Source organism: Dyadobacter sp., assembly GCF_017744695.1.
Classification (GTDB): Bacteria; Bacteroidota; Bacteroidia; order Cytophagales; family Spirosomataceae; genus Dyadobacter.
On the sequence record NZ_JAGIAS010000002.1, the window covers coordinates 753,039 to 766,578 of the forward strand.

Here is a 13,540-nt window from a genome sequence, read left to right on the forward strand (position 1 = left end):
CCGTCACCTTTTATCCCACCAAACCTTTGACACGTACGAATCTCCTTTCGACAACCTGCCAACCGCCTGCTCGTAATTCTCCTTATTCAAAAGCGCTTCGCGGGACGAATAAATCGTCCTGCGCGGGATGGTGCCGCCGGTCGATCCCTGGAACGGGCCGGGCTTCAATGTGGGGTAGCCCATTCTCCGCCATTCGATAAATGCTTCGTAGGAACGGCCGAACAGCTGTATCCATTTCTGGGTGCCTATTTTTTCAAGCTTCTGCGCTTTGGAAAGACCGGTCCATGACAGCTCTTTTTCAAAAGAAGCCGGCACGGTTGTTACATTATAAGGAGCCTGCGCCAATGCCGCTTTCACACCATCCTGATAATATTTCTCGGCCTCCGCCGCCGTTCCGCCCCAGCCTTCGAGCGCGGCTTCGGCTTTATAGAACGACACATCCGCAAACGACATTACCATACACGGGATCGCCGGGCTGTAATCGCGGTTGAAGAACGTAAGTGTCGAAACAGTGCTGTAATCGTCTTTGATGATCGTTTTCAGGATTTCGTCTGTCAAAGCTACGCCAATGCCCTTGTATGCGGGCGCACCTGCCTTCACGGAGTTGACGCTCGGTTGCGCAATGCGCGGTAAACGGGGGTCTGCGCTGCCCACAAGCTGCGTCACGAATGCGTCGGCGAGGTATTTCAGGTCGGGGCTGCCGGCCAGGAACTGGTTCAATACCGGGTGTACATTCGCATTGGTCGCATTGTTATAAGTCGGTACGGTAGCGTCATCGGCGGCGCTTTCCAGCAGCGGCTGGCCCATGGCTTCGGTCACGGTTTTTTGTGCCAAGGCCGGATCGGCATAACGGATGCGCATTCCAAGCCGCAGTTTCAATGAATTGGCATACTTCTTCCACTTATTAATATCTCCTTTGTAATAAAAATCCGCATTGCCATAGCTCGCATCCCCGGGCGTAAGCTGCCCGATGGCCGCATTCAGGTCGTTGATCAGCGACTTGTAGATCGACTCCTGCGTGTCAAATACAGGCTTGGTATTCACATCGGAAGGCCCCAGGGCGGTCCCCGAGTACGGAACGTCGCCAAACAGGTCGGTAAGCCGTTGCCACACCGAAATCTCGACAATGCGTGCGATCGCCAGCTTGCTGCGGCCACTGGGATCATTTTCCTTTCCTTTCAAAACTTCATTACGGACCTGGCTGATGTTCCGGATCAGCGTATAATGCGCGTCCCAGGTATTGTTGTCGCTTTGCTCGATGTAACGCGAACTCGATACCAGCACGCCTCCGGCCCAATGCTGGATCCACGAACCATACTGGCTGTTGGGCACTTCATAGCCTTCCGCAAACGCGGCGTCCTTCTGCACTTTCGAAAGCAGCAGCCCCGGATCGACCGTCGTGACCGATGTAGGCGGCGTATTGATTTCCTCAAAATCGCCGGTACAGGCCTGTATGAGGCATATGGCACCGGTCAGCAGGATTGATGGGATTCTATTTTTCATTTCTCAAAGATTTCCGGTTTGAACAATTACAACTCCACATTCAGGCTGACCCCGAAATACCGCAGCAAAGGCAAAGCGGTAGATTCAAGTCCCAACGACGAGTTATTGACGTTGAAAGATGAGGCCTCAGGTGCGAAACCTTCCGTTTTGCGTTGCACGTAGAACAGGTTACGGCCATAAATGCCCGCGCGAATGCTTTTGAACGGCGTGCGGCTAATGAGCGTGTTGGGCAGCTGGTAGTTCAATGTCAACTCGCGGAACATGATATAGCTCGCGTCGTTGAGCATTTCCTCCGGGATCACATTGTCTTTGTCGGGTGCCACCACATTCCAGTAGTCTTGCGCCCGCACCTGCTTCGTGTTCGCCTGACCGGTACCTACCCATTTTCCGTTGTCGGATTTGGAAGCCACAACACCGTCGGCTACATACGTACCGTCGCGTCCCGGCAGGGTCTTTTTGATCGTACCATAAACCAGTTCTTCACGCAAGCTTTGTGAGTAAATCTTGCCGCCCTGGCTGATATCGAACAAGCCCGACAGGCTGATGCCCTTGTAGCGGAACGTGTTGTTGAATCCGCCGATCCAGTTCGGCAATGCATTACCCAATTCGTAAAGAATCTTGGAATTGGATTTCAGGGGCAAACCGGTCGTCGGGTCGATGAGGCGGTTGCCATTCTCGTCGCGAAGCCATTGGAAGCCGTTACCGATGAGCGTACCGAACGGTTTGCCCGGCTCGGCTACCACATTCACCCCGCGGTCGGCACCGAGCACGTAAGTATCCACTCCTTCGGCAAGCGCCACCACCTGGTTTCGGTTTCTGGAAAAATTGAATGCTGCATCCCAGGTGAAACCGTCGGCTGTTTTAATGGGCGTACCATTCAGGGTCAGCTCGACACCACGGTTGCGGATTTCACCGGCATTGATCCTCCGTGAGGCAAATGTACTCGACGGCGGCAGGGGCACATCCAGGATCTGGTTTTTGGTGGATGCATTGTAATAAGCAAATGCAAGCCCTGCACGGTTTTTGAAAAAGCGGGCTTCCACACCGAACTCGATCGAAGTGGTCAGCTCGTTTTTCAAATTGGGGTCAGGAATGGTCGACGAAAACGAAGCCAACGGAACGCCACCGTGCGCAACCTGGTCGAGCGAATAGGTGCCGGTGAGCTGATAAGGAGAACCCGAGCTACCCGCTTGCGCCACAGAGGCCCGCAGTTTGAGGAAACTTAACGTATTGCTCCGGATATTGAACGCATCCGTTACGACGAAGCTCGCACTCACAGCCGGGTAAAAGAAGGAGTTGTTTGCTGGTGAAAGCGTCGAAGACCAGTCGTTACGTGCCGAGAAATCGAGGAAGAGGTATTCCTTGTACCCCAGTTGCCCCGACAAATAAACCGAGTTGATCGACGATTCCGTGAGACCGAATACGTAAGAGTTGATCAACGTATTATTGATGGCATACAAACCGGGCACAATGAACTCGGTACCGGTATTGCCGGTGGTGCGCGAATAGAATTTCTGATGGTTGGCACCCAGGTTCAGGCCGAGCGAAATGTCTTTCGTCAGTTGCGGGGTTAACGAGAGCAAAATATCGCTGTTGTCCTCCCGCACGCGGGTAACCTGCTCGGAAATATCGCCATTGCGGTTAGCACTTTGGTAGGTACCTTTTTCGCGGTAACGCAGGCGCTGGTCGGTGTAGAAATCAGTCCCGGTTTTGGCGGTCAGGCGGATCCAGTCGTTGAACTGGTAGCTCAGGCGGATCAAACCAAGCAGGCGCTGGCGGTCATCGGAGTTACGGGTGTGATCGACCGTCCAGTAGGGATTTGCCGTCGACGAATTGGTCGCATAGGTTTTCTCCATGCCCACAAACGGCACGGTACCGTAGCCGAGTTGTTTGGCCACATCTTCGGCAGTCCAGGCCGAATTGGCCAGGATGCTCATCGGCATGCTGCGTGGCTGACTGATGAACAGGTACGCCGGGTTATCGCTCGCATCCGAAACCGTGGGGCGGTTTGCGCCTTTCTGCCCGATGTAGTTCGCTTTGACATCCAGTTCCAGCTTCGGCGTAATCTTCCCCACCGTCCGCAGGTTGACGTTGTTGCGTTTCAGCGTATTGCCTGGCGTGTACCCGTCTATATCGGTGCGGCCGTAAGAAAGCCGGTAGTTGATATTGTCGTTGCCGCCTTCGAGGCTCAGGTTATTAACCACCTGTTTCTCTTTTCTGAAAAAGGTTTGAAAGGTGTTGGGCTGAGGCGTAAAGTTAAGCACATTCCCCCACTGGTCCTCATATTGCTGACCATCCATGCGCGCCCCCCAGCTTGAACGCGTAAAACGGTCACGGCCGCCGCTCGCCTTCGGCATACCCTGGATATTGCCGGCCTGCGCCGCCGCCCAGGTGTATATCTTTCCATCGTTACCGCGAAAATGCGTGAATGCACCATCCAGCCCCTGGCCATATTCATCCTGAAAATCGGGCAATACCAATGCGTCGCCTACCGAATAGTCGACACCATATTTAATACCAATACCCTTTCTCGATTTGCCTGATTTGGTGGTGATCAGCACAACGCCGTTGCTACCCCGCTGGCCATACAGCGCAGCGGCATTAGGTCCTTTCAACACGGAGATCGACTCCACATCTTCGGGGTTGATGTTTGAAATACCGTCCCCGTAATCGATACCGCCCGTTGAGGAAGGTGAATTGGGGTTGCTGTTATCCATCGGAATGCCGTCAATCACATACAGCGGCTGGCTATTGCCGACCAGGGAGTTGGAACCGCGGATCACCACGCGCGACGAGCCTCCCGCCCCATTGGCCGAACGCGTCACCTGCACACCGGCCATCTTACCGGCCAGTGTGGTAGCGAGGTTCGCTTCCTTGGCGGTACTGATAGCCTCCCCGCCTATTTCCTGCACCGAATAGCCCAATGCACGCTTGTCGCGCTTGATACCCAATGCTGTAACCACTACTTCCGAAAGATTTTGCGTGTCTTCGGCAAGGGTGACATTGACCTCCGATTGGGCACCTACCACCACTTCTTTCCGCACATAACCCACAAAGGAGAACACCAGTACGGCCGACGCATCATCCACCGCGATCTCATACTTCCCTGCCACGTCCGTAGCAGTACCGCGTGTAGTGCCCTTGACGAGTACGCTTACGCCGATCAGCGGTTCGCCTTTCGCATCCACCACCGTACCACGCACAGCCGACTCCGCCACCTCTGCCCGTGTTACGGGTGAGAGGGATGCCAGCGGGCTGTCCTGCGGCAATGCCGAACTTTCACGGACCGGCACAGTACCACCATCCTTTTTCCGGCGGTCTTTCGACGCCAGCAGCACATAAGTATTTTCCTTAATCTTCTTGTATTTCAATCCGGTAGAAGCCAGCAATGCGTCCAGGTTCTGTTCCAGGGTTCTGGATGGATTGACCGCAGCGGATGATACTTTCAGATCGTCGAGCAGTTTTTCCTCGAAGAGAATGTCGGCGCCATAGCTCTCTTTCAGTTTCAGCAATGCGTCGCGCAGGCGTACGGGCTGCGTTTGCCGCGTTTCGGCCTGCAAAGGATGCGCCGATGCCAGCAACTGCCCGAATCCCGGCGGGGGGCACAAACTGAGCATGGCGTAAAGGCCAAATGCCTTTGCCAGGGGTACATGTGGGTTCATGGAAGCGTTTGGGTTAGTTAAAAGATCTAATTGGTGTCAGTCGAATCGGGGATGAGAAGCACCTGGTCGTCGCCGACCTGCACGCGCATCTCGAGCATTTCAGACAGCACCGACAGCAGCTCGTCAGCCTGCCTGGCTTTGAACGTGCCGGTAACCTGCCGCGCAGCCAGTGCAGGGTCAGTCACGACGATTTCCAGCCCGAATACCGCATTCAGCTCACGACTGGCGTCGGCAAGAGAGGTGTGGTCGAAATGGAAATGATGCTCCTGCCAAACGGCCGGGTCTTTCAGCTCTGGGATAGTCAATGGCTGAATGGCGATCTTGCCGTCCGTAGCGACGGAGGCTTTTTCACCCGGCTTCATATCGAGCGGCGCAGCCATTTCGGGAGATGAAATCTGTACTTTGCCTTTGCTCAAAACCACTTGCGTGCCTTTTTTGCGGGTATACACAAAAAATTCGGTACCCAGCACGGTTACCTTTCCCTGATCGGGCGTATGGACCGTGAACGGCTGGTGATCGACCTGGTGCGTGACGACAAAACCGGCCTCGCCCGTCAGATACACATCCCGGCCGATGCTTCCGAATCCCCATCTAAGGAGTTTCAGGTCGGAGTTGGGTAACAGCGATATGCGGCTCCCGTCGGCCAGCAGGACAGTCCGGCTTTCGGCATAGCCGGTGCGGTAATGCCGGTATAAGATCGCGTCGCGGTAATAGTACCCGCCCGCTCCCATCATCACCAGAATAGCAGCCGCAATGCGCAGCCAGTTCCGCCAGGGCAGGGATCGCGACGCGGTTACCGCCGTGGCGACCTCATCGTCGTTATCCGACGACTTTTCCAGCATCGCCTGTGCACTTTTAAAAGCCACTTCCACATCCGGCAAAAATTGCGGATGGCTGTTTTCCCATTCCTGTAACCATTCGAAATAGCGCTCCGCGTTCCCCGGTTCGCCGAGCCACTCTTCGATGAGCTGTTTTTGCAGCACCGTGGCCTGGCCGGAGAAGTAGGTGAAGAGCATTTCTTTGGATAATGGTGTGTTCATGCTTTCAGTTTGTCAGTTTTGTTTCAATGATCGGCGCAATACACTGAGCGCCTTCGATATATGCCATTCCACAGCCTTTACCGTCACGCCAAGCTTTACCGCAATCTCCTGGTACGACTTCCCTTCAAACCGGCTCAGAATAAATACCTTCTGACATTGGGGAGGCAAAGCGTGAATCGCCCGCTCGACCTGCATATAGAGCTCGTCCATTTCCATGATGTGATCGGGCGCTAGCATATCGGAGCGGAACTCGTCGTCGAGCTCCTCCTGCCGCATTTTGTTGAACTCCCAGCGTAGATAAGTAAAGCACCTGTTACGCACCGCTGTGAAGAGATAGGCCCGAAAGGTCGTAGCGATGCTGGTATGCAGTTCTTTTTTCCAGAAATTGAGAAAAATTTCCGTGACGAGGTCTTCGGCGATTTCCTTGTTGTATACAAACCTCGCAGCGTGGCTGCAAAGCGGCTGGTAATAGCTCCTGAATAGCAATTCATACCCTTTCGCAGCATCCTGTTCGTATGTTTTCCGGATAAAAAACTCCCTGTCGGGCAGCGTATTATCAGGTACACCCACCTCCGGCGTCCCCGGCATCGGGTCTATCGGTCTTTCGGGGTTTTTCTCTTCGTCCGGTAAATGTTCGGAAGGTTCGGGCGTCACGTTTCGGGGCTGGGTTTAGGGCTACATCCACAGGACAAAATTTGGAAAGGCTACCCTAGTTGTTCCGTAAAAAACTTTCATTTTTTAATTTGCATCCATAAAAATACGATACAATGCGCAAAAGCTTCATCCAAACCAAACCCCACCTCACACTCCTGCTCGCCTGCCCCGTGATAGCAATCATTGCCTGGATACGGCGAAGCTATTCTGTCGACGTGCAGCTGTACGACACGTACTACATAGTTCGGATTGATTTAATAGCGGAGTTTCTGATCACGATTATCCTGATTACCAGCCTCCTGTACTGGCTTACCCGAAATCGCGCCGGCTTCCCGCAACTGACTGCCGCACATGTGCTCGCGACGATCGGCATCGCCCTTTACATGACGAGTACGATGGGCTACCCGCCCAACAACGCCGTGGATACCTGGTCGACGTTTTCACCCCAGCAATACAAGGAATGGGAGGACATGCGGGTACGCTTCGTGGGCTCGGTGGTTACGTTCGGGGCCTTCCAGCTATTGCTCCTCGCGAATTTGATTGTGAAGTGGGTAAAAGCCGCCTGATAACCCGCGCTTACCCCAGGATGGTTCGTTGGCAATAGGGATGAAAATGCGGATAGTTTGGTGGTCTGCATCAAAGCCACCTGCCCATGAATCTCCCCATTTTTATCACACTGTCGGCCTTCGCCGGCGCAGTTTCCCTGTTTGCGGTTTACCTGCATGGCACCAGGCCCTCCCGGTCGTTGAAGCCGGATTATTTCTCTTTTGGACCTTTCGGGTCTCGGGATATTCTCTTCTTCCTTGCATGGGCAACGCCTGTTGTGATATTCTTCGTGGTATGGGGCGTGACTACGGTCAACATTCCTTACCAGGACGATATTGACGCAATTCTCGAATCTACATCCACGATAGTCGAAGGAACAGGCTCACTCCGCGAATTATGGTCGGCATTATCGAAGCAGGACGACGAGCGCCGGATTGTTGTTGTCAGACTGGTGGCCTGCCTGATGTACTGGGCGAGCGGCTCGATCGATTTCCGCTTTCTCGCATTCGCCGGAATTTGCTCCTATCTCGTCTTTCTCAAATTGGTGTTCGGCTGGTTTCGTGCCCAGCAAAATCTTTCACCAGCCCTGCTACTGCCGGTTCCATACCTGCTTTTTTCCAATTTCAACTACGAAGCACTGTATTGGTCGATCATACCGCTGCAACAAATTGCGATTTATGTCTGGGGATTTGCAAGCATCTGGCTCGTCAGCCAAAACACACGGAGGAGCCTGGTCTGCGGCGCCGGGATGGGAATTTTGGCCATTTACTCCGATGTGTCAGGCGTATTTGTCGGGCCGGTGGCAGCGCTGATGCTGCTGGCGCGTCGGGAATGGTTGGCGGCCGCATTTTGGATAGTTCTATTCGGTTTTATCACCCTGTTTTACTTTCAGGGATTGCTGGTGCCCGACTTTCGCCCTACCTCAGCTCAAAATTTGTCATCATGGCGGGAAATGTTGCTCATGGCGGTTGCTATGCCCGGCATGATTACAGATGTGATGCTAGACAAAAGCGATGCTACAAGATTGGCTCTTTCCGCCGTCGCAGGAGTGGTGAGTCTTTCCCTGGTCGGAATTGGCGCATTTTTCTTCGGAAAAAAAATAATACGGGCCCCACACACGATTACGCCAAACCAGTGGTGGCTTGCAGGCTGCATCCTGTTCTTGCTGGCGACCTTTTTAGCATTGGCATTCGGTCGTGCCGCTTTCGGCGCACAAACCATTTTGCTGAGCAGATACAAACATATTTTTACGTTTTGGGCGATCTTCAACTACCTGCTGTTACTGCAACAACCCGCATTTCAACGAATCCTCAGTCGACGCATCATCATCTTGCAAATCAGCGCCGTGATCTATTTTGGAAGTAGCTACTTTCAAACCTGGGCCGATATGATGTATTTCCGGAAAACCATTCAAACCGACGCGTATGGCTGGACCAAAAACAGGGAATTTCCTTCTGCACCCATTTATATCACCGTTAAGGAGACCGTCGATGCAATTTTTGAGAATGCATTGAGGAACCGGATTTACCAGTTCCCTGATTTTCCCTTCGAAAATTTGCGTCGGGCAGAAATACGGGGCTCGTCAGATATTGCCGTACGAACAGCCGATTTCATTCAGGTAGGAACAGAGGCGCCGGCATTACAGTGCTCACCTGACGACGGCATTTACCTGATCATCCATTCAGGCGATGAAATGCATATGCTGCCCATGCGTATGCGCAGGAACTCATTCCTCTGTTTCCTGCGTACCGGTCATTACTACGCGGGCTACTGCGAGTCAATGGGTATGCTCAGGCAATACCTGTCCAAAAACAAGAAGTACAAACTGACGCTGGGCGTCATCAACGGCCCGAACCGCTATTTGCTGACGACGGGAAAAGAGGTGAGCATTAGTTAAAAACATGTCAGATCAGCTTGTCCGGCGTGATAGGCAACTCCCGTAACCGCTTGCCGGTTGCATGAAAAACGGCATTGGCAATAGCCCCCGCAACACCTACAATAGCGATTTCGCCCAGGCCCTTCGATCCGATGGGGTTCGCCTGCACATCCGGCTTGTCGATGTAATATACTTCGATAGGCGGCACATCGGCGTGAACCGGAATATGATAACTGGCGAAATCGGTGGTCACATAACGTCCGAAGCGATGGTCCATCGCCGAATGCTCCATCAGCGCCATCCCAATCCCTCCGACAATGCCGCCGATGGACTGGCTACGGGCGGTTTTGTAGTTGATGATCGCCCCCACGTCAGCGCATGTGACCACACGCGTAACGCGTACCTCACCCGTAAGCGGGTTCACTTCCACCTCCACAAAATGACAACCAAACGAATACATCGAATACTGGTCCCGCTCGGCACCCGACTTCGATTCCTCCATCACTTCCAGTTCGTTCAAATGATGGTATTTTAGAATATCGGCGTAACTCAGTCCGTCTTTGTCCTCGGCGGGACTAAACAGCTGACCGTTTTTAGCCACTACCTGGCCAGTCGCCTTAAACCGGTCGGACATTTCTCCTGCCAAAGCGATCAACTTGCTTTTCAATGCCTCGCAAACGACATGCACTGCCGACCCCACGCTGGGTATCGTGGACGAACCATTCTGGCCGGGCGCATCGGGCAGGGCCGAATGCCCCAGATCGAAACGCACCTTTTGGGCATTCATCCCTAAAACCTTCGCTGCAATGCGCGTCATGGCCGTGCCGGTACCGGGGCCGATGTCCATCGTAGCACTTTGCACGATCACCGAACCATCGGCCTGCATCACCGCCCGTGCCCTGGACGGGTGACGGTGAAACCCGTACAGGCTCGATGCCATCCCATAGCCCAGCAACATTCCGTTGCGTTTCACCGACCGCGGCTCGGGCAGCCGATTCTTCCAGCCGATTTTTTCAGCGCCCAGCTCATAGCACTCCCTGAGCGATTTCGCCGACCACGGCAGGTTCCGCTCGGGATCGGATTCTGCATAGTTTTTAAGCCGGAATTCCAGCGGGTCTGTTTTCAATGCATAGGCCAGCTCGTCCATCGCCGACTCCAGTGCAAACATCCCGGTCGCATCGCCTGGTCCGCGCATCCATGTAGGCGTGTTCACGTCCAGTGGAAGCAGGCGGTAGCGCGTAGCTACATGCGGACACGCATATAGCGCGCGCGACGCGAAGACCGTGCGTTCCAAATGCTCTTCATACATGGACGTCTGTCCCGTCCCTTCGTGTACGATACCTGCCAGGCGGCCGTCTTTCACGGCGCCGATACTGATTTTCTGTTTGGTATAAGGCCTGTAACCCACCGACGTAAACATCTGCTCCCGTCCCAGTACGAGTTTCACCGGCCGTTTCAACTGCTTTGCAGCTATTACCGCCGCCAACGTGTGCGGCCATACCCGAATGCCCGACCCGAATGCCCCGCCTATGTACTTGCTTACTACCTCTACATTTTCCCTTGGCAGCTTGAATGCTTGCGCGAGTTGGCCCTGGGCGGATTTCACGCCCTGGTTTTTGTCGTAGACTGTCAGCTTATCGTCGCCTTCCCACACTGCGATGATCGCATGCGGTTCGAGCGGCTGGTGGTGCTGGGTTGGTATGGTGTATTCGGCATCGATCCGGACGTCGGCGTTATGTAAAGCCGACGCATCGCCGCGCTCGTAGTCCTGAAAAGGCGAGTTTTGAGCGCGTTGAGCATTAAGCGGGATGCCGGATTTACCCATATTCTTTTCAAAATGTGTTTGATGGGCTTCCTGCCGGTACGTCACCCGTACAAGCGACGCGGCGTGCGCGGCCTGTTCGTGCGTGCCAGCTACTATCATCGCCACAGGCTGGCCGTCGAAATAGATCAGGGAATCGTAAAATACACGAAATGCTGTACCCGGCGGCACACGCTCCGCTGGTTGCTTTTTGGGAGGCCAGCCCGGTACTGTTATTGCATTGAGGTGGCTGATCACCGCAAGTACACCCGGCACCGTTTCCGCTTCGTGCGATTCGATGGCGGTAATGCTGCCTTTGGCAATGGTACTGGTCACCAGCACGGCGTGTACGATTCCCGGAACCGCATATTCCGCCGAGTAAATAGCGGTACCAGTCACTTTCGCCGCGCCATCGACACGGCTGAGCGAGGTATCCGACGGATTTTCCAACGATTGTCTGTTCATAGCCCGGTCAGGAAATACCCGTCGCGGCTTTCAGAGCCGCAACGATCGCATTGGACGTTAGTTTGATTTTGAATGCATTCTGTTCGGTAGCCTTCGCGCTTTGCATTTCATGCTCGGCAACTTCCCTGAAAAGTTTTTCCGAAGGTGCCTGCCCTCTTAGCATGAGGTCGATGGCCCAATAACGCCATGGTTTGTGCGCCACACCGCCGAGGGCCATCCGGGCGTCCCAGATCCGGCCACCATCCATTTGCAGGGCAGCCGCTACGGAAACCAACGCAAATGCATACGACGCACGGTCTCGTACCTTCAGATAATGGCTGTGTTGGGCGAAGGCATTATCCGTCACCTCGATGGCCGTGACCAGTTCACCGGGTTGCAAATTGGTATCCAGCTCGGGTTGCAGGGTGGAAAGGCGGTGAAAATCCTTCAACAGGACTCTCCGCTCCCCACCCGTACCGTTGATCACGACCTCCGTGTCCAGGGCCGTGAGCGCCACACACATATCACTCGGGTGTACGGCAATGCACGCAGACTTCTCATTCCCTCCAAAGCCGTTCCCCGCAAAAAAGATGGCATGCGTGCGGTTAATGCCCGCTTCCGCACCGCAACCAGCACCTGGTTTACGTTTGTTACAGGGTAATGCCAGATCGTAAAAATAGCTGCAACGGGTACGTTGTAACAAGTTGCCGCCCACCGTCGCCATGTTTCGCAATTGTCCCGAAGCCCCCGCGAGCAATGCTTGTGCCAGTAGCGGCTGGCGGCTCACTACGCTTTTATGTTTTGCCACGTCGCTGTTCAGCGCCAATGCACCAATGCGGAGGCGGTCGTAACGATGTTCTATTTTCTTTAGTGGGAGATGGTTGATATCGATCAGTTTCGACGGCGACGCAATGCCCCGCTTCATCAGATCGACCAGATTGGTACCCCCGGCGATGTACTGCGCTTCGGGGTAATCGGCCGCCATACTGATGGCTTCCGCAACGGATTTAGGGCGGAGGTATTGAAACGGCTTCATACTTTCGTTCCCTCTTTTTTGACTTCGAGAATCGCATCCACGATATTCGGGTAAGCTCCGCAGCGGCATAGGTTGCCGCTCATGTATTCCCGTACTTCGTCCGCGGAGCCTGCATGCCCTTCGCGAATACACGCGACTCCGGACATCACCTGTCCCGGCGTGCAATAGCCGCATTGAAAACCGTCGTGTTTGATAAATGCCTCCTGCAACGGATGCAGTTTTTCACCGTCCGACAAGCCTTCGATCGTCGTAACCTTCGACCCGTGCTGCATCACCGCGAACGTGAGGCACGATAACGTCCTTCGCCCATCGACGTGCACGGTACACGCCCCGCATTGCCCGAAATCACAACCTTTCTTCGTACCGGTAAGTCCGAGATTTTCGCGGAGCAGATCAAGTAACGTCATGCGTGGATCGATAGAAATGCGCCTGCGTTTCCCATTGATCGTCAGAGACAACTTTACCTTAACCGCATTACCAACCGGCCCGTCGTCAGGTGCCAGTGCGGCTTGCAGGAAATCGGCCGGCGCCATCGAGAGCCCGGCAATGAACATGGATTGTTTCAGGAAAAAGCGGCGGTCTTCGTCAGGCGCGTCGGGCGGTATAGCGTCGTGGTCGATGTCCATGGGCGTTCAGTTCGTGAATATGTATTGAAAAGAGAGGTTGGGTGGCGATTTACCGGTTGGGACGGGATGGGAATGGTAAGGTGTGGTCAGGAATGGTCAGGTATAGTGCGATATGGTCACGTATCGTCGGTAGAGGAATGCTGTCGAGCATGTAACATTGGTAGAAAATGAGATGAATTGGTTTCAGGAATAATGCCGTCAGGCATATAACATTCGTAGAAAATGGAATGGATTGATTTCAGCAAAAATGCCGTGAGGCATGTAACAACAATGCGCTTGTTGTTACATGCCTCACGGCATTTCCCAGTATGTGTTATGTAGCGACGTTTCTACCTATATTACATCGCTACGC

General features: G+C 54.0%; 9 protein-coding genes. 2 read left to right on the forward strand and 7 right to left on the reverse strand.

The annotated features are described in order from the left end of the window. Nucleotides 1–3: 3 nt before the first annotated feature. The 4 genes from J7619_RS10700 to J7619_RS10715 are packed head-to-tail and all read right to left on the reverse strand — an operon-like array spanning nt 4 to nt 6,859. On the reverse strand, nt 4–1,503 hold the full coding sequence (locus tag J7619_RS10700) for a SusD/RagB family nutrient-binding outer membrane lipoprotein (protein ID WP_291197776.1): 1,500 nt from the start codon (nt 1,501–1,503) through the stop codon (nt 4–6). Between the two features lie 26 nt (nt 1,504–1,529). Continuing rightward, the gene (locus tag J7619_RS10705) at nt 1,530–5,165 is read right to left on the reverse strand and encodes a SusC/RagA family TonB-linked outer membrane protein (protein ID WP_291197778.1); all 3,636 of its coding nucleotides are present in this window, start codon (nt 5,163–5,165) and stop codon (nt 1,530–1,532) included. Nucleotides 5,166–5,191: 26 nt separating this feature from the next. Continuing rightward, nucleotides 5,192–6,205 (reverse strand): FecR family protein, encoded by a 1,014-nt coding sequence (locus J7619_RS10710; protein ID WP_291197780.1) that lies wholly within the window; start codon nt 6,203–6,205, stop codon nt 5,192–5,194. Nucleotides 6,206–6,217: 12 nt separating this feature from the next. Next, nucleotides 6,218–6,859, reverse strand: coding sequence for an RNA polymerase sigma-70 factor (locus J7619_RS10715; RefSeq protein WP_291197782.1), 642 nt, complete (start codon nt 6,857–6,859; stop codon nt 6,218–6,220). Nucleotides 6,860–6,972: 113 nt separating this feature from the next. Here J7619_RS10715 and J7619_RS10720 point away from each other — a divergent pair, with 113 nt between their 5' ends. Together J7619_RS10720 and J7619_RS10725 are read left to right on the forward strand one after the other, a co-directional pair. Then, a complete protein-coding gene (locus tag J7619_RS10720; RefSeq protein WP_291197784.1) occupies nt 6,973–7,425 on the forward strand; it encodes a hypothetical protein in 453 nt (150 codons plus the stop codon). Nucleotides 7,426–7,511: 86 nt separating this feature from the next. Then, nucleotides 7,512–9,302, forward strand: coding sequence for a hypothetical protein (locus J7619_RS10725; protein WP_291197786.1), 1,791 nt, complete (start codon nt 7,512–7,514; stop codon nt 9,300–9,302). Nucleotides 9,303–9,309: 7 nt separating this feature from the next. Here the strand turns inward: J7619_RS10725 and J7619_RS10730 are convergent, their stop codons facing one another. The 3 genes from J7619_RS10730 to J7619_RS10740 are packed head-to-tail and all read right to left on the reverse strand — an operon-like array spanning nt 9,310 to nt 13,188. After that, nucleotides 9,310–11,547, reverse strand: coding sequence for a xanthine dehydrogenase family protein molybdopterin-binding subunit (locus J7619_RS10730; RefSeq protein WP_291197788.1), 2,238 nt, complete (start codon nt 11,545–11,547; stop codon nt 9,310–9,312). Nucleotides 11,548–11,554: 7 nt separating this feature from the next. Then, nucleotides 11,555–12,562 (reverse strand): xanthine dehydrogenase family protein subunit M, encoded by a 1,008-nt coding sequence (locus J7619_RS10735; RefSeq protein WP_291197790.1) that lies wholly within the window; start codon nt 12,560–12,562, stop codon nt 11,555–11,557. Beyond that, nucleotides 12,559–13,188: a (2Fe-2S)-binding protein gene (locus J7619_RS10740; RefSeq protein WP_291197792.1), complete on the reverse strand. Its 630-nt coding sequence runs from the start codon at nt 13,186–13,188 to the stop codon at nt 12,559–12,561. The genes J7619_RS10735 and J7619_RS10740 overlap by 4 nt, the downstream gene beginning before the upstream one ends. Nucleotides 13,189–13,540: the final 352 nt, after the last annotated feature.